Origin of the sequence: Aurantimonas sp. C2-5-R2, from assembly GCF_036549495.1 — a bacterium.
GTDB lineage: Bacteria > Pseudomonadota > Alphaproteobacteria > Rhizobiales > Rhizobiaceae > Aurantimonas > Aurantimonas coralicida_A.
Genome location: NZ_JAZHLJ010000040.1, coordinates 15,205 through 36,773, shown reverse-complemented (window position 1 = coordinate 36,773; position 21,569 = coordinate 15,205). Strand labels below are relative to the sequence as shown.

22 protein-coding genes are annotated in these 21,569 nt (G+C 64.8%); 13 read left to right on the top strand and 9 right to left on the bottom strand.

Going from position 1 to position 21,569, the window contains the following annotated elements; translation table 11 throughout:
* The first annotated feature begins 307 nt into the window (after positions 1-307).
* From VQ044_RS16015 to VQ044_RS16005, 3 genes are read left to right on the top strand one after another with little or no spacing between them, the layout of a single operon-like run.
* Positions 308-826 carry a PstS family phosphate ABC transporter substrate-binding protein gene (locus VQ044_RS16015; protein WP_331827719.1) on the top strand — a complete coding sequence of 173 codons (519 nt, stop codon included), beginning with the start codon at positions 308-310 and terminating at the stop codon, positions 824-826.
* Entirely contained in the window at positions 771-1,139 is a 369-nt protein-coding gene (locus VQ044_RS16010; protein WP_327648041.1) for a hypothetical protein, read from the top strand. The genes VQ044_RS16015 and VQ044_RS16010 overlap by 56 nt, the downstream gene beginning before the upstream one ends.
* A gap of 57 nt (positions 1,140-1,196) precedes the next feature.
* The gene (locus VQ044_RS16005) at positions 1,197-3,122 is read left to right on the top strand and encodes a putative bifunctional diguanylate cyclase/phosphodiesterase (RefSeq protein WP_327648039.1); all 1,926 of its coding nucleotides are present in this window, start codon (positions 1,197-1,199) and stop codon (positions 3,120-3,122) included.
* Positions 3,123-3,145: 23 nt separating this feature from the next.
* On the opposite strand, the gene VQ044_RS16000 is transcribed toward VQ044_RS16005, so the two are convergent.
* Positions 3,146-3,418: a hypothetical protein gene (locus VQ044_RS16000; RefSeq protein WP_327622991.1), complete on the bottom strand. Its 273-nt coding sequence runs from the start codon at positions 3,416-3,418 to the stop codon at positions 3,146-3,148.
* Positions 3,419-3,723: 305 nt separating this feature from the next.
* Between VQ044_RS16000 and hemF the strand changes: the two genes are divergently transcribed.
* On the top strand, positions 3,724-4,632 hold the full coding sequence (hemF, locus tag VQ044_RS15995; protein WP_327622990.1) for an oxygen-dependent coproporphyrinogen oxidase: 909 nt from the start codon (positions 3,724-3,726) through the stop codon (positions 4,630-4,632).
* Between the two features lie 87 nt (positions 4,633-4,719).
* Positions 4,720-4,896: a DUF1059 domain-containing protein gene (locus tag VQ044_RS15990; protein WP_327648038.1), complete on the top strand. Its 177-nt coding sequence runs from the start codon at positions 4,720-4,722 to the stop codon at positions 4,894-4,896.
* A gap of 85 nt (positions 4,897-4,981) precedes the next feature.
* Here VQ044_RS15990 and VQ044_RS15985 read toward each other — a convergent pair whose 3' ends face one another.
* Genes VQ044_RS15985 through VQ044_RS15975 form a run of 3 tightly spaced genes read right to left on the bottom strand, consistent with a single transcriptional unit; the run spans position 4,982 to position 7,454 of the window.
* Positions 4,982-6,223, bottom strand: a complete 1,242-nt coding sequence (locus tag VQ044_RS15985; protein ID WP_327648037.1) for a CCA tRNA nucleotidyltransferase — start codon at positions 6,221-6,223, stop codon at positions 4,982-4,984.
* On the bottom strand, positions 6,220-6,849 hold the full coding sequence (locus VQ044_RS15980; RefSeq protein WP_327648036.1) for a CoA pyrophosphatase: 630 nt from the start codon (positions 6,847-6,849) through the stop codon (positions 6,220-6,222). The genes VQ044_RS15985 and VQ044_RS15980 overlap by 4 nt, the downstream gene beginning before the upstream one ends.
* A gap of 17 nt (positions 6,850-6,866) precedes the next feature.
* Positions 6,867-7,454, bottom strand: coding sequence for a DUF1285 domain-containing protein (locus VQ044_RS15975; RefSeq protein WP_327626180.1), 588 nt, complete (start codon positions 7,452-7,454; stop codon positions 6,867-6,869).
* Between the two features lie 195 nt (positions 7,455-7,649).
* Between VQ044_RS15975 and VQ044_RS15970 the strand changes: the two genes are divergently transcribed.
* The 6 genes from VQ044_RS15970 to VQ044_RS15945 all read left to right on the top strand — a co-directional run bounded on the left by VQ044_RS15970 (position 7,650) and on the right by VQ044_RS15945 (position 15,508).
* Positions 7,650-8,660, top strand: a complete 1,011-nt coding sequence (locus VQ044_RS15970; protein WP_327626179.1) for an AAA family ATPase — start codon at positions 7,650-7,652, stop codon at positions 8,658-8,660.
* 13 nt (positions 8,661-8,673) lie between these two features.
* Entirely contained in the window at positions 8,674-9,600 is a 927-nt protein-coding gene (locus tag VQ044_RS15965) for a DUF58 domain-containing protein (protein ID WP_327648035.1), read from the top strand.
* Complete coding sequence (locus tag VQ044_RS15960; RefSeq protein ID WP_331827718.1) at positions 9,597-12,461, top strand: DUF4159 domain-containing protein; 2,865 nt, start codon at positions 9,597-9,599, stop codon at positions 12,459-12,461. The genes VQ044_RS15965 and VQ044_RS15960 overlap by 4 nt, the downstream gene beginning before the upstream one ends.
* A complete protein-coding gene (locus tag VQ044_RS15955; protein WP_327648034.1) occupies positions 12,458-14,539 on the top strand; it encodes a hypothetical protein in 2,082 nt (693 codons plus the stop codon). Before VQ044_RS15960 ends, VQ044_RS15955 begins: the two co-directional genes overlap by 4 nt.
* Positions 14,540-14,752: 213 nt before the next feature.
* Positions 14,753-15,163, top strand: coding sequence for a hypothetical protein (locus VQ044_RS15950; protein WP_327648032.1), 411 nt, complete (start codon positions 14,753-14,755; stop codon positions 15,161-15,163).
* Positions 15,164-15,355: 192 nt separating this feature from the next.
* On the top strand, positions 15,356-15,508 hold the full coding sequence (locus VQ044_RS15945) for a hypothetical protein (RefSeq protein ID WP_327648030.1): 153 nt from the start codon (positions 15,356-15,358) through the stop codon (positions 15,506-15,508).
* Between the two features lie 24 nt (positions 15,509-15,532).
* On the opposite strand, the gene VQ044_RS15940 is transcribed toward VQ044_RS15945, so the two are convergent.
* Together VQ044_RS15940 and VQ044_RS15935 are read right to left on the bottom strand one after the other, a co-directional pair.
* Positions 15,533-16,441, bottom strand: a complete 909-nt coding sequence (locus VQ044_RS15940; protein WP_327648029.1) for an HNH endonuclease — start codon at positions 16,439-16,441, stop codon at positions 15,533-15,535.
* A gap of 81 nt (positions 16,442-16,522) precedes the next feature.
* Positions 16,523-17,029 (bottom strand): GNAT family N-acetyltransferase, encoded by a 507-nt coding sequence (locus VQ044_RS15935; RefSeq protein WP_327648028.1) that lies wholly within the window; start codon positions 17,027-17,029, stop codon positions 16,523-16,525.
* Positions 17,030-17,416: 387 nt separating this feature from the next.
* Between VQ044_RS15935 and VQ044_RS15930 the strand changes: the two genes are divergently transcribed.
* Positions 17,417-18,409, top strand: coding sequence for a glutathione S-transferase family protein (locus VQ044_RS15930; protein WP_327648027.1), 993 nt, complete (start codon positions 17,417-17,419; stop codon positions 18,407-18,409).
* Here the strand turns inward: VQ044_RS15930 and VQ044_RS15925 are convergent.
* The gene (locus tag VQ044_RS15925; protein WP_327648045.1) at positions 18,400-18,801 is read right to left on the bottom strand and encodes an NUDIX domain-containing protein; all 402 of its coding nucleotides are present in this window, start codon (positions 18,799-18,801) and stop codon (positions 18,400-18,402) included. The two genes, VQ044_RS15930 and VQ044_RS15925, sit on opposite strands and share 10 nt — an antisense overlap.
* A gap of 264 nt (positions 18,802-19,065) precedes the next feature.
* Between VQ044_RS15925 and VQ044_RS15920 the strand changes: the two genes are divergently transcribed.
* Positions 19,066-20,016, top strand: coding sequence for a metallophosphoesterase family protein (locus VQ044_RS15920; RefSeq protein ID WP_327648026.1), 951 nt, complete (start codon positions 19,066-19,068; stop codon positions 20,014-20,016).
* Positions 20,017-20,057: 41 nt separating this feature from the next.
* Here VQ044_RS15920 and VQ044_RS15915 read toward each other — a convergent pair whose 3' ends face one another.
* Both VQ044_RS15915 and VQ044_RS15910 read right to left on the bottom strand, forming a co-directional pair.
* Positions 20,058-20,654, bottom strand: coding sequence for a hypothetical protein (locus VQ044_RS15915; RefSeq protein WP_327625918.1), 597 nt, complete (start codon positions 20,652-20,654; stop codon positions 20,058-20,060).
* Between the two features lie 114 nt (positions 20,655-20,768).
* Positions 20,769-21,566, bottom strand: coding sequence for an alpha/beta fold hydrolase (locus VQ044_RS15910; RefSeq protein ID WP_327648022.1), 798 nt, complete (start codon positions 21,564-21,566; stop codon positions 20,769-20,771).
* Positions 21,567-21,569 lie beyond the last annotated feature (3 nt).

Genomic DNA, 21,569 nt, shown 5'->3' with positions numbered 1-21,569 from the left:
GCTACGATCGTTGCGCCCACACCTTCTTCTCGGCCATCTGCATCGCAGCCGCCGTCATCTTCTGGCTCTGATCAATGAGTCCTGAGCCTAGTGGGCGACCGATGTAGCGGACGGCCTATTGTGGGTCGAAGCCTTTGTGGTGCGGGCGAACGTCGTCAAACGCGCTGGACGGACTCCGATCCGCGACCGCTCATGGTTAGAGCAAGCGACTTATTGTCACAGCAAAAACGACCGATCAAATCGTAAACGTTTTCCACGTAACTTCCCCAACCAAAACGTAAAGTCGTGCGGGCAAGGTCATCGGTCAATGACACTTAATATAGTGCTTATGGTTGCAAGAACAACTATTATTGCGGCCATGACGCTGGCCGCCGCAGGTGTGGCACAAGCCGAGACTCTTCGGATCGGCGGGACGGGTGTGGCGCTCGGCGGAATGCGACTTCTCGGCGCGTCTTACATGAAGGAACACCCCGACAGTCAGATCGAGGTACTGCCCAGCCTGGGCAGCACTGGCGGCATCAAGGCGCTGCTTGCGGGCGCCGTGGATATCGCGGTCAGTTCCCGCGCCCTCACGGACGAGGAACGCGCGGCCGGTGCGACGAGCAACCTCTATGCCCGCACCCCCCTCGCCGTCGTGACATCACCCAATGCGCCCATCGAGGATATCACCACCGGTGAACTGGAGGCCATTTTATACCGGCGAGACGACGCGCTGGCCGGACGGATCGATCATCCGCCTCGTCCTGCGCCCGGCTTCGGAGACCGACACCTTGCTGCTGCGCAAGCTTTCGCCCGGGATGGACCGCGCCGTCGATATCGCCTTTAGCCGTCCTGGATTGGTCTCGGCGACGAACGATCAGGACAATGCCGAGGCGCTGGAGCGGTTACCGGGCGCGATCGGCCTCGCCGCGATCGGCCAGATCGCGACAGAAGGCCGGCGACTCAAGGTCCTTTCGCTGGACGGAGTCATGCCGACGGCGGCCCTCTCCGCGCAAGCCGATTACGACTTCGTCAAAGACCTGCATCTCGTAACGAAGCCTGAGGCCACCCCGCCTACGGCGGCGTTCGTCGCCTTCGTGAACTCTGCAGAAGGTCAGAGCATCCTTGCCAGTACGGGCCATAGCCCAATGGCCGAATAACAAAAATCCGGTGGTGTAAACGTGGTCAAACGATCGAAAGAGATTGACGATTCTGCCTTGGCGTTCACCACGGCAGTGGCGGCGGCAGCAGCGATCATCGTCGCCCTGGTGCTGCCTGCCCTGCATTTTTATTATGTTTATCAGTACAATACCGGAAACATGGAATCCAAGACCGAAATCAACGCGAAACAGATTTCACAGCTGATCGGCCACAATCCTCGTATGTGGCAATTTGAAACGCTCCGCATCCAGGAACTGCTCGACGACGCAGCGCGCGAGACCTACACGGAAATTCAACGGGTCTTCGCTGAAAATGGCGACCTCATCGCCGAACACGCCACCGGCGTCACCCCGCTTCTCAGTCCCACCATCCGCGATAGCCACCCTCTCTACGATGCGGGGGTGATTGTGGGGCGTGTGGAGTTCGAGCGCTCGCTGCGGCCGCAGTTGATCCAGAGCTTCATGGTCTTCGTTCTGTCCGGCCTTCTCGGCGCGGGCATTTTCATCGCCTTGCGCACGGTACCGCTGCGTTTGCTGCGCAGGATGCTCGAACGCGCCTCGTTTCTGGCGAGCCACGACGCCCTCACCAACCTGCCCAATCGCGCCGTTTTTCAGGAGTGGATGACCCACACCATTGCCGATGTCGCGCGTGACGGAACGCCCGCCGCCGTGCTTTTTCTCGATCTCGATCACTTCAAGGAGGTCAACGATCTCTTGGGTCACGCAGCCGGGGACGAGTTGCTGAAGCAGGTCAGTGACCGAATGAGCGAGACCTTACGCCAGAACGACGTGCTGGCGCGGCTAGGCGGAGATGAATTCGCCATCATCCAGAAGCGGATCGCCCAGCCCGACGGAGCCGCTCAGCTGGCCCAGAGACTGATCGCCATATTCGCAGAGCCATTCGATCTTTCAGGGCAGGAAGCGATGATTGGCGTGAGCATCGGGATCACGATTTGCGAGCCCGGTGGACAAGCCGATCCATCCCACCTGCTTCAGCAGGCCGATATGGCGCTTTATCGCGCCAAGAGTGGCGGGCGCGGAAACTACCAATTCTTTGAGGAGGAGATGAATCGCCGCTTGCTGGAGCGCAAGACGATGGAAACCGACCTGCGCCGAGCGTTGGCAAACGACCAGTTGCAGTTGCACTTCCAGCCTCAGATCGATCTGGCGACAAGCGCGCTCATCGGCGTCGAGGCCCTGATACGCTGGAATCATCCGGAGCAGGGGGTGATTGCGCCAGATCGTTTCATTCCCCTTGCCGAAGAGACGGGGCTGATCTTGCCGATCGGCGACTGGGTCATTCATACGGCTTGCCGCCAGGCCCAGGCGTGGCCGTCTTTAAAAGTCGCGGTAAATGTCTCGCCGGTGCAGTTTCGCCGCGGCGATCTCGTGGCGGTGGTCCGGCATGCGCTCGAAGAGACCGGTATGAATGCCGGGCGTTTGGAGCTGGAAATCACCGAGGGTGTCCTGATGCAAGACACCGACGCCACCATCGCCATCCTGACCGCGCTGAAAGAGTTGGGCGTAAAGATCGCCATGGACGATTTTGGAACAGGCTACTCCAGCTTGAGCTATCTCCGGCGTTTTCCCTTCGACAAGATCAAGATCGACCGATCCTTTATCGCCGATATGGGCCGTGACGACCACGCCGACAGTATCATCAACGCTGTGATCAGTCTGGGCCGGGCCCTCGGCATGAAATCGAACGCCGAGGGCGTCGAAACGATCGAGCAAGCCGACCTGTTGAGGGCGCAGGGATGCGAGGAGGTCCAGGGATTTTACTTCGGGCGGCCGATGGCCGGCGAGCACATCGACGCCCTCGTTCAATCCTTTCAGAATGGCGATGCAACAGCTGTGGCCACGTCCGCCGGCAGGAGAGCCGTGGCGGACAGTACAAGCGCTTCGTCAAAGGACGACTCGCGGGAGAACGACGCTGCGAAAGGCGTCTCCTTTTCCGCACCGACGGCGGTAGCGGGCGCTTAATCCGCCTTTTGTCGGCTCAGGCTTCAGTCGGCGCTTGGCAGCCGGCGCATGGTGAATTCGATCTCGCCCTCGGGCAGCTGCCGCCAGCTTTCCACCGAGGTCCAGTAGGCAGCCTTGGGATAGCGGTCGAACCACTCCCGCGCCTTGGTGCGCGCGGCCTCGCGCGGCAGCTTAAAGGTCTCGCGCACGAAGCTGTCGCCGCCCTGCCCGCGAATCCGTCCCGCCGCCCTATCGTCGCGGGTTTCGTGCAGGCGTTTGGCGAGGCCGTCGAGCGGCGGGCGGATAAGCCGGGACATGGACTATCTCTGTGATCGCAATCGGACACGGATGGAAAAGATAGCGACCCGCCGTGGTTTTTGCGAATCGGCGCCCATGCCGCCACATGGCGAGCCGCCTCGGCCATAAATTCGGACGATCTTTTGCGCAGCTTTCCCGCTGGGCTTGGCAAACCCGTTTGCCGCTTCGCGAACTTGGCATTGCGCGGGCGGCTGTCGGATGCCATTGCCCTGCAACAGCTGGCACCGCCGGGGCAATGTCCGGCGCCGTGCCGTGAAAAGGATGGATCGTGGGCCCAGCCCCGACGCATGAGAGTGACACCCAAATGGAACAGCCGAACCTGCCTGAAGGGCTGCCGGACGACATCGAAGCCAAAAAGGCAACCGCGCAGGCCTGGTTCGAGGTATTGCGTGATCGAATCTGCGGCGTTTTCGAGGAGATCGAGGCTGAATTCGGCGAAGAAACCGGGCTCGCGGCCGGCCGCTTCGAACGCGCTGAATGGTCGCGGGAGGGCGATGGCGGCGGCGGCCTGATGTCGATGATGCACGGCCGGGTGTTCGAGAAGGTCGGCGTCCACACCTCGACGGTTTTTGGCGAATTCTCGCCGGAGTTCCGCAAGCAGATCCCCGGCGCCGAGGAGGATCCGACCTTCTGGGCGTCCGGCATCTCGCTGATTGCCCATATGCGCAATCCCAATGTGCCGGCGGTCCACATGAACACTCGCATGGTGGTGACGACCCGGCAGTGGTTCGGCGGCGGCGCGGACCTGACCCCGACGCTCGAACGGCGCCGCACCGACGACGATCGCGACACCCTCGCCTTCCACAAGGCGCTGAAGTTCGTCTGCGAACGGCACGGGGATGTCGCCGACTACACCCGCTTCAAGGAATGGTGCGACGAATATTTCTACCTACCGCACCGGGGCGAGGCGCGCGGCGTCGGCGGCATCTTCTATGATTGGCTGCACTCGTCCGAGGAGCAAGGCGGCTGGGACGCCGACTTCGCCTTCACTCGCGACGTCGGCAAGGCGTTTCTGGTGGTCTATCCGCACATCGTGCGCCACAACGTCGTCCAGCCATACACCGAGGCGGATCGGGAGGAGCAGCTGATCCGCCGCGGCCGCTATGTCGAATACAATCTTCTCTACGATCGCGGCACGCTGTTCGGCCTCAAGACCGGTGGCAACGTCGCCTCGATCCTGTCGTCGATGCCGCCGATTGTGAAGTGGCCCTGACTTGTAATTTTTTAACGAAATGTAAAGGTGTTTCATTGATTCGGCGTTTCGCGAATCGTATGTGTAGCTGATCAGGGAGGATCGTTCATGTACGAACTAGACTGTGCCGGCATCATTCCCGGCTGCCATCGTATCATCCGCGCGGAAAGCCAGGCCGAAGTGGTCCGGCGGGCCGTCGTCCAGGCCAAGCAACTCGGCGTCGATCGGATTTCACTGACGATGCTGGATTCGTTCCGGATGAAGACCCAAGAGCTGTTGAACTAGGCCGCTCGGTTTGGGCCGTATGAAACTGCGAAGCGGGCCGACGGCCCGCTTTTTTGTTGCGTGGGCTGCGGCGGCGCCGACTGTGTCAAAGGCGGGACATCAAGCTCTCGCTGTCGAGCACGAAGCCGCTCTCGGCCCAGAGCCGGCGAAGCCGGTTCAGCGCCTCGCCCATGTCGGGGCCCGGCGCGACGCCCGCCCGTTTCAGATCCTCGCCGTTGACCGGAAATTCTGGAGGATCGAAGCGTTCAGCCGCGGCCAACTGGCGTGTCAGCGTCGCGACCGCCGTCAGCGATTGCGGCGTGCCTTGAGACTTTGTCCGCGCCGCCGCGAGGCTAAGGCGCAACCGGTCGACGATCGACGATCGATCGCCAAAATAAAGCCGGGTGCGTAACGCCGCCTCGCTCTCGTCCGGCCGCACCGGCTCGGCATGAGCGAAGGCGACGATGCGGTCGCGCTCGGCGTTGGAAAAGCGCAGCCGCTTGGCCATTTCGGTGAGCCGCGCGGCATCCGGCGGCACGATGGCTGCCAGCCGCAGCATCGGATCGGCATCCCAGCCGAAGGCCCGCTCGGCATCGACCAGCGGATGAATGGCGTCGATGCCCCAGCGTTCGGTCTCCGGCAAAACGGCCGTCAGCACCCCGGTCTGGCGCATCCATAACAGCGCGCGCGACGGGTCGGGCGCTGAAAGGAGCTTGCGCAATTCCGACCAGATCCGCTCCGGCGAAAGCCCCACCAACCCGTCCTTCAGCCGCGTCGACGCCCTGATTCCTTCGGCGTCCGGCCGGCCCTTGCCGTAAAAGGCGAAGAACCGGAAGAACCGCAATATGCGCAGATAGTCCTCGCGAATCCGCGTCTCGGCGTCGCCGATGAAGCGCAGCGTCTGGCTGGCGATATCGGGAATGCCGCCCACCAGGTCGACGACGGTTCCGTCCGCCTGGCAATAGAGCGCGTTGATGGTGAAGTCCCGGCGCTCGGCGTCGGCCTGCCAGTCGCGGCCGAAGCTGACGGTGGCGCGGCGGCCATCGGTTTCGACGTCCTTGCGCAGCGTCGTCACCTCGTATGCCCACTTCGGCGTGACCACGGTCACCGTGCCATGCTCGATGCCGGTCGGCACGGCGCGGAAACCCGCCGCCTCGACCCGCCGCACCGTCTCTTCGGGGACGGTGGTGGTCGCCACATCGACGTCGGTGACCGGCTGATCGAGGATCCAGTTGCGTACCGCACCGCCGACGATTCGCGCCTCCTCGCCATCACGCGACAACGCCGACAGCAGCGATTGCAGCGACGCGGACGTCAGCCAGGGCGCGTCGATCGTCGTCACGGTCATGCATAAAGCCTTTCGTAGAGGGTACGGATGATGCCGGCGGTGACGCCCCAGATGAAGCGCTCGCCGAAGGGCATCACATAGTAGCGACGCTCGGTGCCTTGCCAGATGCGGCTTTCCTGGCTGTGATTGGCTTCCGTCATCAAGAATTCGAGCGGCACCTCGAACACATCCTCGACCTCGGCCGGATTGGCGAGGAGACGAAATCCCGGCCGCACGATCGCGACGACCGGGGTGATGCGAAAGCCGGAGGTGGTCAGGTAGCGCGGCAATTGGCCGATCGGCTCGACATGGCCCGGATCGAGGGCGATCTCTTCGGTACTTTCGCGAATTGCCGCAGCTTCCGGCGAGGCGTCTTCGGGATCGACGGAGCCGCCCGGAAAGGCGATCTGGCCGGAATGTTTGCGCAGATGGTCGGCGCGCTTGGTCAGGATCACCGTTGCGCCGTCCGCGTGCTCGACGACAGGAACGAGAACCGCCGCCTCGCGCGCCTCGGCCCGCTCCATCAGTTGGACAAGATCGGGATTGAGCAGATGGTCGCCGTATTCACGGGTTTCCTCGGCGATCCACCCACGCCGTTCCATTCGCGTGCGCATATCGGCGGCGGTATATCGGGGTTGATGTGACATGTTTCCTGGCATCGTCGTCATATGTCGTGCGCCTCGGCCGGGATGTCGAACAGAGCGCCGCCCGAACGGACGCCATGGCGGCCGCTACCCTCGGCCACCGGCTCGATGAAATCGGCAAGCTCGAACGCCAGTGCCCGTGTCAGCCGCGCCTCCAACCGGCCACGCACCGTGACATAGGGTCGAAATTCGCCGTTCTTGCCAATGGCGAAGCGCAGCGGGTGTTCGATATCCCCTTCGACGACGTCGCCGACATTGGTGCGAAAGGTCAGGACCGGTTCGCCGTCCCTGACTTCCCGGCTCATTTCGACCGCGTGAAAGTGTGCGTCCTCGACGCTAATCCCCAGCTTTTCAACCGGCGTCACGAGATAGGTCCGGCCATCCTCGTCCTTGCGCAGCACGGTGGAGAACAGCCGCACCAAGGCCGGCCGGCCGATCGGCGATCCCATATAGGTCCAGCTTCCGTCGGAGCGGATGACCATGTCGATGTCGCCGCAATAGGCCGGATTCCACAGCTCGACGGGCGGTGCTCCCTTGCCGGCACGCTCGGCGCGGGAGATGAGTGCCGCAAGGCTGATGCCGCCGGCATTCGATGTCGCCTCTTGCATGTTTCTCCCCTTCCGCGGCAATCGGTCCCATATAGGAGCCGGTCTTATTTTGGCCGGGCTTCGCAGTCACGAAATAGTTGCGGGCGTCCTGCTTGCCATGAGCGGCGGGAGCCGTTTCCATGTTACGATTCCGCCGCGGCTACGCGCCCTCCCCGACGCGACGCCCAGCGACAATTCCTCGACGGAGAACTCCTGATGACGATGATGCAGCCCCAGGAGGCGACCCTCAGCAACGACGCGGTCATCGCCATGGCGGAAACCGCGCTCGCCGATATCGCCAAGGTGCGCGAGTCGGTCGGCCGGGTCATCTTCGGCCAGGAAAGCGTCGTCGAACAGAGCCTCGTCGCCATTCTCGCCGGCGGCCATGCGCTGCTCGTCGGCGTGCCGGGCCTTGCCAAGACCAAGCTCGTCGACACGCTCGGCGTCGCCCTTGGCCTCGACGCGCGGCGGATCCAGTTCACGCCGGATCTGATGCCGTCGGACATCGTCGGCACCGAGGTGATGGACCAGGACGAGACCGGACGCCGGTCCTTCCGCTATGTGAAAGGGCCGGTCTTCGCCCAGCTCCTGATGGCGGACGAAATCAACCGCGCCTCGCCGCGCACCCAGTCGGCGCTGTTGCAGGCGATGCAGGAATATCACGTCACCGTCGCCGGGGAGCGCCACGATCTGCCGGCGCCGTTCCATGTTCTCGCCACACAGAACCCGTTGGAGCAGGAGGGCACCTATCCGCTGCCCGAAGCCCAGCTCGACCGCTTCCTGATGCAGGTCGACGTCTATTATCCGGATATCGCGGCCGAGCGCCGCATTCTGTTGGAGACGACCGGCAACGACAACCAATCGGCCGAGGCGGTGATGACCGCCGAGCGCCTGCGCGAAATCCAGTCGCTAGTGCGCCGCATGCCGGTCGCGGAGAGCGTCGTCGAGGCGATCCTTCAGCTCGTGCGGTCCGCGCGTCCGGGCAATGGCAACAGCCACGCCGATACGCATGTCGCCTGGGGTCCCGGCCCGCGCGCATCGCAAGCGCTGATGACCTGCGTCAGGGCGCGGGCGCTCTATGACGGGCGCCTCGCGCCGTCCATCGACGATGTCATGGGGCTGGCCGAACCGATCCTGCAGCACCGCATGGCGCTCAACTTCTCGGCTCGCGCCGAGGGCATGAGCGTGCGCGACGTCATTGGCGCGCTGAAGCGCGACGCGGCGTAAGGCGGCCGCAAGCATGCCGATCGGCTCACCCGTCGAACTCACCAAAGCGCCGGAAGCCCTTGTGCGGGCACGCCAGCGCGCCGCGCTGATGCCCGACCTTCTGGTCGAGGCACGGCGCGTCGTGGCGACGGTGATTTCCGGCTGGCACGGTCGGCGCCGGCGTGGCGTCGGCGAGAATTTCTGGCAGTTCCGCCCCTTCGTCGACGGCGAACAGGTCTCGCGCATCGACTGGCGGCGCTCGGCCCGCGACGACCATGTCTATCTGCGCGACCGCGAATGGGAGGCGGCCCAGACCGTCTGGCTGTGGGCCGACCCGTCGCCGTCGATGCGCTACCAGTCGAAGGGCGCGACGGTCTCGAAGGAATCCCGGGCGCTGGTCATCATCCTCGCGCTGGCTGAGATCCTGGCGCGCTCGGGCGAGCGGATCGGTTATCCGGGGGTCATCGACCCGATTTCGGCACGAAACGCCGCCGAGCGGATCGCCACCGCTCTGCTCAACAGCCGGCCGGACGATCCGTTCCCGCCCGACGACCGGCTGAGGCGCTTCACCGAACTCGTCATCGTCAGCGATTTGCTTGATCCGGTCGACGACCTCGTCGCCCGTATCGACCACATGGGCCGACGCGGCATCAAGGGCCACGTAATCATGGTCGCGGACCCGGCCGAGGAAGTGTTTCCGTATGTCGGGCGCACCGAATTCCGCGATCCGGAGACCGGGGCGAAGCTGACCGCCGGCCGCGCCGAGACCCTGCGCGACGACTACACCACGCTCTACAAGGCGCGGCGCGAGCACATCGCCGAACATTGCCGGCGGCTTGGCTGGAGCTTCATCGCCCACCGCACCGACCGGCTGGCCTCGGAAGCGCTGGTCGCCGTCCACGGCCGGCTGAGCGGCGTGCCGCAGGTCATGGGACCGCGAACGAAGGAACCGGCGGCATGATCGGCGGCCTCGCCCTGTCCTTCGGTGCGCCGCTGGTGCTGTTCGGACTTCTGGCGCTACCGGTGATCTGGTGGCTCCTGAAGCTGACCCCGCCGCGTCCGCAGACCGAGACCTTCCCGCCGCTGCGGATCTTGCAGGAGATCCTGAAAAGCGAGGAAACGCCATCGAAGAGCCCGTGGTGGCTGACGCTGCTGCGGCTGCTGCTGGCTGCGCTGATCATTTTCGCGCTCGCCGCCCCGACGCTGAACCCACGCGAAAGCCAGCTGTCGGGCGACGGGCCGTTGACGCTGTTGGTGGACAATGGCTGGGCGAGCGGCAGCGACTGGGACGCGCGGCGCGCGGCGGCCGAAGGCCTGATCCGCGAGGCGGGCGACGCCGGCCGGCTGATTTCCCTCGCCTTCACGGCGGAAGGCCCGAGCGACGACGCGACACCGGTCGAGGCGGCAACGGCGCTCGAAAGGCTGGCCGCTGCAGCACCGCACCCGATCCCCACCGACCGCGCAGCGGCGGCCGAACGCATGGCGACGGCGCTCGCCGGCAACAGCGCGGGCTCGCTCGTCTTTCTCGCCGACGGGCTGGACAGCGCGGAGACGGCGTCGGCGGCGCGGACCCTGGCGGCGCTCGCCCCCAGCCAGGCGATCGTCTATGCCCCCGGCATCGAGGGACTCGTCGGGCTGACCGGCGCCGACAACTCGACCGAAGCGCTGGTCGTCACAGCCGTGCGGCCGGCCGGTGGCACGGAAGCGAGGACGTTCGCCTTGCGTGCCGTCGATGCGCAGGGCCGCGAGATCGGCCGCGCGCCACTGGAATTCGCCGCCGGGGCCGCTGCTGCCGAAGCGCGCTTCGCGATCCCGGTGGAATTGCGCAACGATATCGCCCGGCTGGAAGTCGACGGGGCGAGCGACGCCGGCGGCGTGCGGCTCGTCGACGACAGTTTCCGGCGACGCCGGGTGGCGCTGGTGTCGGGCGAATCCGCCGACGTCGCGCAACCGCTGTTGTCGCCGCTCTACTACATCACTCGCGCGCTGGAGCCCTACGCCGACCTCGTGCGGCCTGACAGCGCGGACCTTGCCGAGGCCATTCCATCGCTTCTGGAGCGTCGGCCCTCGGTGGTGGTTCTGGCCGACATCGGCGTGCTGCCCGAGACGGCCGAAATCGCCCTGCAAAAATTCGTCGAGGACGGCGGCTATCTGGTGCGCTTCGCCGGGCCGCGGCTGGCGGCAACGACCGGCGAAGATCCACTGGTGCCGGTGCGACTGCGCACCGGCGAACGCCAGCTTGGCGGGGCCATGTCCTGGGCGGAGCCGCAGAAGATCGCACCGCTGGCGCCAGAAAGCCCGTTCGCGGGAATCAAGGTGCCCGAGGACGTCACCGTCACGCGGCAGATCCTGGCCGAACCCTCCGTCGACCTTGCCGACAAGACCTGGGCGAGCCTTGTCGACGGCACGCCGCTCGTGACCGCCGAGTCTCTCGGCGCCGGAACGATCGTGCTCTTCCACGTCACCGCCGAGGCAACCTGGTCGAACCTGCCGATCTCAGGCGCCTTCGTCGACATGCTGCGCCGGATCGTCACCCTGTCGCGGGCGAGCGCGAACACCACCGACGGACGGACGGCGGCCGACAGCCTGCCGCCTTATCGCATCCTCGACGGTCAGGGGCGTCTGGTGGGTCCGGGCGCCGACGTGCAGCCGCTGCAGCTCGTCGCGGACGGACCGCAGCCGGTGACGCTGCAAAATCCGCCGGGTCTTTACGGCACCGAGGACGGCTATATCGCCCACAATCTCTTGCCGGCGGGCACCGAACTGAAGCCCCTGCCCCCGCTCGATCTCGGCGCGCCGGTGCAGACGCTCGGCTATGGCGGCGAGGACGCCGTCGATTTGACGCCGTGGCTGTTCGCCGCCGCGCTGGTGTTGTTCGCGCTCGACGCACTGGCGCTGTTGTGGCTGAACGGAGCGTTCTCGCGGATTGGAACGACACTCGCCAAACGCCGCTCGGCCGCGCTGCCGGTGATCGCCCTTGTGGCGGCCGTGGCGCTCGCCGCTTCCATTGACCCCGGACGGGCACAGACTGCCGAGACCGGCGCACCGGCCTCGATCGACCTGCCCTTCGACGTCGAAAAGGCGATCGAGGCCACCGAAACCACCCATCTCGCCTATGTCGAAACCGGCGATGCAGCGACCGACGACATTTCCCGCGCCGGCTTGTCCGGACTGAGCCAATACATCGCGGCGAAGACCGCGCTGGAGCCGGGCGATCCGATCGGGGTCGACATCGCCGCCGACGAACTCGCCTTCTATCCGATCATCTACTGGCCGATCGATCCCGCCGCGCCGATGCCGGATCAGGCGGCGGTGAGCCGGATCGACGCCTATATGAAACAGGGCGGCACCGTGCTCTTCGACGTCGCCGACGACACGCTGGCGGGCCTGTCCGGCGGCGGCGTCTCGGCTGGCCAGCGGCGGCTGCGCGACATCCTCGCCGATCTCGACATCCCGCCGCTGGAGCCGGTGCCCTCGGATCACGTGCTGACCAAGGCGTTCTACATCATGGGCGATTTCCCAGGTCGGCACACCGGGTCCGAGCTGTGGGTGGAATCGCTGGTGCGCGACGCGGACGGGGCCTCGCGGCCGGCGCGCGGCGGTGACGGCGTCTCCTCGATCATGATCACCGCCAACGATCTCGCCAGCGCCTGGGCGGTCGACGCACAGGGCCTGTTCCTGTTTCCCACGGATTCGTCCGACCCCTCGCAACGCGAATACGCCTACCGGGCGGGGGTCAACATCGTGATGTATGTGCTCACCGGCAACTACAAGGCCGATCAGGTGCATGTGCCGGCGCTGCTGGAAAGGCTCGGCCAATGACCTGGTCGATCGACTTCGCGCCGTTCTTCTCCTGGACGGTGATCGCCATCCTGGCGGTGCCGGCGGTGCTTTTGGCGCTGGCGCTGATCTTTGCCCGAATGCGTGGCGCAGTCATTCGCATCCTCGCCATCGCCGCACTATTGCTGGCGCTGCTCAACCCGGTCGTCCTGCGCGAACAGCGCGACCCGTTGAAGAGCGTCGTCGCGCTCGTCCTCGACCGCAGCCAGAGCCAGACCATCGGCGAGCGCACAGCGCAGACCGACGCGGCCGAGGCGGCGCTGAAGGCGAGTCTCGCCCGCTATCCCGAGTTCGAAGTCCGCACCGTCGAGGCACGATCGGGCAATGCGCCGTCCAGCGACGCGACCACCGCGCTGTTCGGCGCGCTCGCGGGCGCGCTCAAGGACGTTGCGCCGGCGCGGGTGGCCGGCGCGATCATGGTCACGGACGGCCAGATCCACGACATTCCGGCCGAAGCGCAGGCGCTCGGCTTCAACGCGCCGGTCCATGGCCTCGTCACCGGCCGGCCGGACGAGTTCGACCGCCGCATCGAGGTGACGACCAGCCCCCGCTTCGGTCTCGTCGACGAGGACCAGCGCCTGCACTACCGGGTCATCGAAGAGGGTCCGAAAGCCTCGGACGCGCCGGTCGAGGTGCAGATATTCCTCAATGGCGACCTGATCGCCCGCGAGCAGGTCCGCCCCGGCAGCGAGGCCGAATTTACCTTCCAGTTGCCGCGGTCAGGCAAGAACATCCTGGAACTCTCCGCCGCGCGTGATCCCGACGAGATCACCCCGGTCAACAACCGGGCGATCGCGGTCGTCGACGGCATTCGCGAGAATTTGCGGGTGCTGCTGGTTTCCGGCGAACCGCACGCGGGCGAGCGCACCTGGCGCAACCTGTTGAAGTCGGATGCGGCCGTCGATCTCGTCCATTTCACCATCCTGCGCCCGCCCGAAAAGCAGGACGGCACGCCCATCGACCAGCTGTCGTTGATCGCCTTCCCGACCCGCGAACTGTTCGTCGAAAAGATCGACGATTTCGACCTGATCATCTTCGATCGCTATCAGGAGCGCGGCGTGCTGCCGGCGCTGTATTTCGACTACATCGCCCAATATGTCGAAAACGGCGGGGCGATGCTGATTGCTGCCGGGCCGGAATATGCCGGCAACGAAAGTGTCGCGACCACGCCGTTGCAGGCGGTGCTGCCGGCGATGCCGACCGGCGGCATCGAAAAGAAGGCGTTCTATCCGCGAATTTCCGACCTCGGCCGCAAGCATCCGGTCACGCGGAACCTGCCCGGCTCGAACAGCGAACCGCCCGACTGGAGCCCTTGGTTCCGTTCGATCGACGTCGGCGAACCCAAGGGCGAGACGGTGATGAACGGGCCGGACGGCAAGCCGCTCCTCGTGCTGAACCGGGTCGAGCAAGGCCGCATCGCGTTGCTTCTGTCCGATCACGAATGGCTGTGGTCACGCGGCTTCGAGGGCGGCGGCCCGCATGTAGCGCTGTTCCGCCGCCTCGCCCACTGGCTGATGAAGGAGCCGGAGCTGGAGGAAGAGGCGCTGGACGCCGAGGCGCGCGGCTCCGACCTTCTCGTCACCCGCCAGACGATCGGCGAGGCACCCGGTCCCGCGACCGTTTTGACGCCGTCCGGCCAAGCGGTCAGCGTGCCGATGGTCGAGGCCGGCGCCGGCCGCTACGAGGGCGTGCTGGAGACCGACGAGCTCGGGCTGTTCCAGGCCGCCAATGGCGATCTGCGCGCTCTGGCCAATGTCGGGCCGGTCAATCCCCGCGAATATCGCGAGGCGATCTCGACCACCGAAAAGCTGGAACCGATCACCGATGCGACGCGCGGCAGCGTCCGCCGGCTGGCCGGGTCGTCCGGCGACATCGACGTGCCGCGCATCGTGCCGGTCAGCGGCCGGGCGGATGCCGATGGCCGCGACTGGATCGGACTGCGGAAGACCGAGGAGACCGTGCTCAGGGGCGTCGACCGGACGCCGCTCTTCGCCGGCTTCCTCGGCCTGGCCGTGCTGCTCCTGGCACTCTCGGCGACCTGGTATCGCGAAGGGCGGTAAGGCCTCCTCTGCGAGGAATGAAGCGCCTCCAGCAAGGGTGGAACTGATCTGTCTGACGCCGGCTCGCTTGATTTTTCCGCAAATTCCACGAAAACTTACGCTGCGGCAGAAAGCTGCGACTGCTCCCGGGGCCGACCTGACCCCGCGACGGCAAGGGTAGCAGTCCGATCCATCTCGGCTTGCTCCGTCGGCAAGCCCTCTTGCGAGAGGCCGATGAAAACGCTTCTAGCCGCCGCCGGCCTGTTGGCGGCATCGTTAATTTCCGCTTACGCCCAGGATGCCCGCGACGCGCTCCCGGGAACCGACATTCTGCCAGAGGGCACGACCCAGGTTTCCCCGGTCATTCCCGGCATGGGCGAGCACTGGGCCAATCCGGGCGATCTGCCGCTCGGCCCCCTCTACTGTGTCATCGAGGGCAAGATCGTTTGCCTGGAATTCATGATGTCCCAGGAGGAGTTCAACTCCGGAAAGTCGTGGACCGACCTTGCTGGCGTCGATGGTCTGCCGTCGGTCGACCACGTCAATATCGACTTCGAGGCCAATGGCCATGAGGGCTTCGAGGTGCCGCATTACGACGTGCATCTCTATTTTATCGATTCAGCCGAGCAGAAGGCGATTCAATAGGTCAATGACTCGTGCCGGCGGTCCGGAACGCTTACCGCGCTTCGGACCGCCGCAGTCGCGTTGCGATCAAACGCGCCGCGGCCCAACCCGTCCCGAAACGCCTTCGAACATGCCTTCCACCAAAGCCAGTCCGAGCAAACGCGCCGGATCGACCGGACCCTGCATCAACACCGAGCCGCGCCGTAGCGGACGGTGAGGGAGAACGCGCGTGGCTGGATCGGCCTTCGGAAGACCGAGAAGAGCGTGCTGCGCGGTGTCGATCGAACGCGGCTGTTCGCGGGCTTCCTCGGCCTGACGGCGCTGCCCCTGGCGCTCTCGGCGACCTGGTATCGCGAGGGGCGGTAGACGAAGACAGCCAATATGTTGGCTTTAGTGTTTGAAGCAGTTCTCGCGATGCCAGCTTAGGAAGCGGGGATGTGGTCGATCTGCGAAACGGTGGGGCGGCAAAAGATAGCCGCTCTCATTGATCATGGCGCGAACACTCGAAGGATCGTTCACCTGTCTGGAGACGAGTATTTTCAGATCATCTGCGATGCCGAGCAACCCGCGGTCGAACATCCAGTGGACGGTGCCAGATAGCGCCACCCCATTATTGACGCTATCGGGCCCGTTCGATTCTACCGGTCTGATATGAGCGGCTTCGACTTCTGCACGTCCGCCGCCGTTGATCAACTTCAATCCGGTGATGGCGCAGCGAGCGCCGTAGGCGCGTAGAATGAGTCGTCGAAACATACGATCGCGCGTAATCCGCGATCCGATATAGCGAATGCGAATGCGATCGCGCTCCTGCTCATATTCATAGAGGAATGGCGTCTGCTCGTCGTCGAAGCCCGCCTGATTGCGCGCGTCAATCCGCGGCAGGATATCCGAACCCACCTCAAATCCGCGCTCCAAAATGCGGTCGAAGTCCTGAGGCGAGATAGGCCGTACAGCTGATTGCGCCCGTCCAGATATCCGACCCTCCTCGTTCAGAACGCCGCGCTCAATCACACCCTTGGCATCGCTAAATGGAACAGGGTTCGGGAAGTCCAGATAGCTACCAGGCTCAATCAGCGCGACGTACATTCCAGTCGCTTTCGGATCCGAAATGACATCTTGCACCTTCGCGATTGCAAAGTAGCCGCGAGTGTCGAGCACCTTGCGCGGCTCATAATAGATGATCCAATCGCCTAAGCTTGCACGCACGCGACTGAGATACTGGCTGGGAAACTGATAGCGCTCCGCTGGGCTATCGTCGTAGATCGAATCTGAGCGGTGAATGAAGATGCCGAACGCCATGGGCCAATGACTACCGAGTACGCGAAGGAAGCCATAGTTGTCTCGCGGAAAATGCCGACTCAAGTCAACACGAACAGTCTGCTAAAGATGTCGCGGCCCGACCCGTCCCGAAACGCCCCCAAGCGCCCCCTCGACGAGTTCCAGCCCGAGCAAACGCGCCGGGTCCACCGGTCCCGGCATCACGACCGAGCCGCGCGGCAGCTGACGATAGCCGAGCGGCGCGTAATAGGGCGGGTCACCGACCAGGATGATCGAACCCTCGCCCTTCTCGCGCGCGGCCTCGGCGGCGAGGCGCATCAGCGCCCTGCCCGCGCCCCGATTCTTGAAGGTCGGACGCACGGCGAGCGGTCCCAGCATCAGCGACGGAGTCGCCCCAATCGCGATCGGCGTGAGCCGGACGGAGCCAATGATCTCGTCCTCGAACAGGGCGACAAAGGAGAGCGAGCGATCATGCGGTGCCATCTCGCGGACGCGCTCGGCGGCACGCGCAAAGCGACCGGGCCCGAACGCCTCGTCGGCGATCGCGTCGATGGTCGGGTCGTGGTCGGGGTGCTCCGGCAGATACCGGACATCGGAGAGGTGAAACATCAAAAGAGAACCAATTCGGGCGGACGATGGCGCCGCACGCAAGGCTCCCGATACGGTTGGGGAAATCCGGCGGACGACGGCGGTCAATGCGCTGGGGCGCGGACCTTTACTCGTCGTCGGCGAAGGATCATCGGGTTCACTCCTGGAGCGCCGTGCGTCCGTCCGGGCGCACAAAGAACGCTCTGCCGCTTTGATTGAGCATCGGTATAATCCAAAAACCGGGTTTCCAATTTTGGTCCGATGCTCTCGGGAACGATGGTCGCTTTAGCATTGCCCGCGATCGAGGTCCAGCGACGCGTTCCGTCTCCATTGACGCTGCGTTGCACTCGGCGATCCTTGCTCCAGGCACTACGTTGGAGCCACGGCAAAAGGGAAAGGGTGACGGCGATGGGACTTCTGGTCGACGGGCAGTGGCAGGACAAATGGTACGACACGGAATCGACCGGCGGCCGTTTCAAACGATCCACGACAAGCTATCGGAACTGGATCACCGCCGACGGCGAGCCGGGACCGGACGGTCGGACAGCATTCAAGGCCGAGGCGGGACGCTATCATCTCTACGTCTCCCTCGCCTGCCCCTGGGCACACCGCACGCTGATCGCCCGCAAGCTGAAAAAGCTGGAAGACGTCATCTCGCTGTCTGTGGTCGACTATCACATGGGCGAAGAGGGCTGGGTGTTCTCCGAACGGCGCGGTGCCATCCCGGATCCGGTGCTCGGCAAGCAAAGACTCTACGAGGTCTATCTCGAAGCCGATCCGCACTATTCGGGCCGCGTCACCGTGCCGGTCCTTTGGGACAAGCAGACCGGCACCATTGTCAACAACGAGTCCGCCGAGATCATTCGCATTCTCAACCGTGCCTTCGACGCATGGGGCGATGCGAGCGTCGACCTGACGCCCGAAGCGCTGCTCGGCGAGATCGACGCGATCAACGCCACCGTCTACGACGCCATCAACAACGGCGTCTACAAATGCGGTTTCGCAACGACGCAGGAGGCCTACGAGGCGCCCTTCCACGCGCTGTTCGCGACGCTCGACCAGTTGGAGGCCCGGCTATCGAACCAGCGCTATCTGGTCGACAGCGCCGCACCGACCGAGGCCGACTGGCGCCTGTTCACCACGCTGATCCGCTTCGATGCCGTCTATCACGGGCATTTCAAATGCAACAAGCGGCGGATCGCCGACTATCCGAACCTCTTTGGCCATATGCTGGAACTCTACCAGACGCCGGGCGTCGCCGAGACGGTCGATCTCGGCCACATCAAGGGGCATTATTATGCCAGCCACAAGACGATCAATCCGACCGGAATCGTGCCGCTCGGCCCGGATCAGGATTTGACGGTTCCGCATGGGCGCGAGCGGCTGCAACCTCACCAGTGAAGGTCGATCGGTTCGTCGCCGCGCAGGTCGGCCAGCCGTCGGCGCGTTGCGTTGGTCGCGCCCTCCGGCAATCCGTCGAGACTGAAGAAACCGGTTTCCGCGATTTCGGCGTCCGGCGTCTTCGGTGCCGTCTGGCGACAGGCTCCACAGTTGTAGAACAGGACATGATCGCGGTTAGACGCGTTGCGGTTGAAATAGACCGCGACGAGCTGGGGCGGATCGACAAGTTCGAGATTGCCTTCCTCGCGGAATTCGCGCTTGAGAGCATCGACGGCGGTCTCGCCCGGATCGACGCCGCCGCCCGGCATGTGCCAGCCCGAGACATAGGTGTGGCGGACGAGAAAGACCCGGCCCGCCACGTCGAACACCGCGCCGCGCACGCCGAGCGTCATGGGGCGCGACACCAGATGGACGCCGTGCAGCGCCCTGAGAAGAAATTTCTCTAAGAGTCCGTTTCGAAACTCACTGCGGCGGGTTCAAAGGCCCCTCGGATGGTCGCTCCGCAATGACATGATACCCGATTTCCGCGGGTTTGGGCGTCCCGGGTGAACCATGGAGGCTGGTCTTGGCAGGGTTTCGAAACGGCCTCTAAGAACATGGTCCCTCGAAAGAACACGGCCCTACCAAACGCCGCCGGGTCGCCTAAGATGGAGCAGATGTTTCGACTTGCCCATCTCTCCGACGTGCATCTGGGTCCGCTCCCGGAACTGTCCATTCGCGAACTCGCCTCCAAGCGGGTCACCGGCTACGTCAACTGGCACCGCAACCGCCGCCGCGCGATGTTCGGCGATACGCTGGTGAACCTGATCCAGGACATGAAAGACGAGGCCCCCGATCATGTCGCGGTGACGGGTGACCTGGTCAATCTGGCGACCAAGAAGGAGACCTTGGCGGCCCGGCTGTGGCTGGAAGAACTCGGCGCGCCTTATGACGTCTCGGTGGTTCCCGGCAACCACGACGCCTACGTTCCGGGCGCGCTGAAACGTTCGTATCGCGAGTGGTACGAATATATGATCGGCGATAATCCGCTGAACGCCATCGGCAACTCATTTCCCTATCTGCGGGTCCGGGGCAAGGTGGCGATCTTCGGGGTTTCAACCGCCGAGGCGACCGCGCCGTTTTTCGCCACCGGTACGTTCCGGCGTGGCCAGGCGCTGGCCCTCGCCCGCCTGCTCGAAAGCTGTCGGGCAACCGGGCACTTCCGGGTCGTGATGATCCACCACCCACCCATTTCCGGGTCGACGTCCTGGCACAAGCGCCTGATCGGAAAGCAGTTCTTCTCCAAGGTGATCCGCGATGTCGGGGCCGAGCTGGTGCTGCACGGCCATACCCATCTCGACACGTTGCACTGGCTGCGCGGGCCGGAGTTCAAGGTGCCGGTGGTCGGCGTTCCCTCCGCGAGCCAGGCGCCCGGCAGCGACAAGCCCGCCGCCCGCTATAATCTGTTCGAGATCAGCGGCGAGCCCGGCTCCTGGTCGCTGATCCAGCGCGAACGCGGCGCGCGCGCGAAAGGGGACGGCCTCGGCTGGATTCGGGAGCGCGAACTTCTGGCGGCGGGGCACGCGATCGACGCAAGGCCGCGCGAGGATGCCAAGCCAGCGGCATAGCCCCGTCGAGCGGTCGCGACGAATCCCGACCTTGGCGACATTCAGCCGATCGACACGCCCTGATAGGAAGCGATCGCCAGAAGCAGCGCCGCTCCAATGACGATGCCGATCATCATCCAGGTGGCCGCAATGACGAAGTCGGCGCTACGGGCGCGCTTTTCCGGCTGACGGAGGGGCGCGTCCTCGCCGTTGCGAATCTGGCGGCTGGCATCGCCGGCGACCCGCTCGTTCAGCCCGTCACTCAAGGCAAAAGCCTTGTCGCGCTCGACGATGCGCTCGGCGACATATTCGGTGACATGCTGGGCCATGACCCTGGTGTCGGTCGACTCGACCAGAGTCACGCGCCCGAGCCGGGTTTCACGGACGAGGCGATAGGTCCGGCGGTCGCGCGCCATGATGACATTGGCCGTCCCGTCGATCCACAGGCGCGGATGCATACCACCCGAGATGGTGAAATCGAACAGCTCGTCGCCGGGGGGCAACTCGTCGATCAGCGACTGCAGTTCCTCCGCCAGGATCTCCAGCCGGGCCCGGTCGGCCTCGCGGATATCGACGACGACGTCGGCACGCTGCGCGGCGGCGATCTTGGCCTGCCGCACGGCATCGGCCAGACGCTTCGTTCCCATTAGGGACGCCACGTTATCCTTGCCTTCGCCCATATGTCGCTGCCTCGAATCCAATTCGTTAACGAGGTCTTAACATACGGGGCAATTCGGTTGGAAGAAACCGGCGGACACACCAACCGGCCTTTCTCAACGCTTTTCTACTTCTTCCATGTTCGCGCGAATGGCCGCGATGCATGCCGCGGGCGCCTCGAGCATCAGCATGTGGCCAAAGCCATCAAGCCGCGTGACGGTGAATTCGCGCGGAACGCCACTGGCCTGGGCTATGGGGGTGACCCGGTCTTCGGTGCCCCAGATCACATGCACGGGCCGGCCGGTCGCGGCGATGGCATCAAGCGGCAAGACGTCTTGCTCGCCCGTCGAAAACAGATGGTCGAAAATTTGCCGGATCGCCGCCCGGCCGGCGGGGTTACGCGCCGCAGCGATTGCCGCCACGGTGTCACTATCCGGCACCCAGCCGGGCGCGCCCATGCCGCCAAGGGCCGTGCCGATCGCGTCGACCCCCGCAGCGTCCATAACGGCGCGAATTCGCTCGGCGCCGATCTCCTTGCCGAAGCCGCCGGGCGCCAACAGTGTCAGTGAGGCAACCCGGTCCGGCGCGAACAGGCCGATGAGCGATGCGATCGCCCCGCCCATGGAATGGCCGACAATGTGCACCGCCGTAATGCCGCGCGCGTCGAGCTCGGCGAGGAGCGCCCGCGCAGCAATCTTCGGCGGACCGAAGCCAGGATAATCGCGCGAGCGACCATGCCCGGGAAGATCGAAGGCGATGGTCCGGCGTTGGGATGACGACAGGGCATCCTGCAACGGCGCCCAGATCTCGGCCCGACCGTCGAAACCATGCAGGAAGATAATCGGCGTTACGGGGCCCTCGCCGCGTTCGGCACCGCCCTGTTCGATTGCGAACAGCCGTTGATCGTCCATCATGTC

Bases quoted from the DNA above. Each gene is read 5' to 3' on its own strand.
- VQ044_RS15920 (WP_327648026.1), top strand. From the start codon at position 19,066: ATGTTTCGACTTGCCCATCTCTCCGACGTGCATCTGGGTCCGCTCCCG.
- VQ044_RS15985 (WP_327648037.1), bottom strand. From the start codon at position 6,223: ATGACCGTGACGACGATCGACGCGCCCTGGCTGACGTCCGCGTCGCTG.
- VQ044_RS15940 (WP_327648029.1), bottom strand. From the start codon at position 16,441: ATGGCGTTCGGCATCTTCATTCACCGCTCAGATTCGATCTACGACGAT.
- VQ044_RS15990 (WP_327648038.1), top strand. From the start codon at position 4,720: ATGTACGAACTAGACTGTGCCGGCATCATTCCCGGCTGCCATCGTATC.
- VQ044_RS15975 (WP_327626180.1), bottom strand. From the start codon at position 7,454: ATGCAAGAGGCGACATCGAATGCCGGCGGCATCAGCCTTGCGGCACTC.
- VQ044_RS15925 (WP_327648045.1), bottom strand. From the start codon at position 18,801: ATGACGCTCGGCGTGCGCGGCGCGGTGTTCGACGTGGCGGGCCGGGTC.
- VQ044_RS15970 (WP_327626179.1), top strand. From the start codon at position 7,650: ATGACGATGATGCAGCCCCAGGAGGCGACCCTCAGCAACGACGCGGTC.
- VQ044_RS15980 (WP_327648036.1), bottom strand. From the start codon at position 6,849: ATGTCACATCAACCCCGATATACCGCCGCCGATATGCGCACGCGAATG.
- VQ044_RS15930 (WP_327648027.1), top strand. From the start codon at position 17,417: ATGGGACTTCTGGTCGACGGGCAGTGGCAGGACAAATGGTACGACACG.
- VQ044_RS15935 (WP_327648028.1), bottom strand. From the start codon at position 17,029: ATGTTTCACCTCTCCGATGTCCGGTATCTGCCGGAGCACCCCGACCAC.
- VQ044_RS15955 (WP_327648034.1), top strand. From the start codon at position 12,458: ATGACCTGGTCGATCGACTTCGCGCCGTTCTTCTCCTGGACGGTGATC.
- VQ044_RS15965 (WP_327648035.1), top strand. From the start codon at position 8,674: ATGCCGATCGGCTCACCCGTCGAACTCACCAAAGCGCCGGAAGCCCTT.
- VQ044_RS15960 (WP_331827718.1), top strand. From the start codon at position 9,597: ATGATCGGCGGCCTCGCCCTGTCCTTCGGTGCGCCGCTGGTGCTGTTC.
- VQ044_RS16000 (WP_327622991.1), bottom strand. From the start codon at position 3,418: ATGTCCCGGCTTATCCGCCCGCCGCTCGACGGCCTCGCCAAACGCCTG.
- VQ044_RS15910 (WP_327648022.1), bottom strand. From the start codon at position 21,566: ATGATGGACGATCAACGGCTGTTCGCAATCGAACAGGGCGGTGCCGAA.
- VQ044_RS16015 (WP_331827719.1), top strand. From the start codon at position 308: ATGACACTTAATATAGTGCTTATGGTTGCAAGAACAACTATTATTGCG.
- hemF (WP_327622990.1), top strand. From the start codon at position 3,724: ATGGAACAGCCGAACCTGCCTGAAGGGCTGCCGGACGACATCGAAGCC.
- VQ044_RS15950 (WP_327648032.1), top strand. From the start codon at position 14,753: ATGAAAACGCTTCTAGCCGCCGCCGGCCTGTTGGCGGCATCGTTAATT.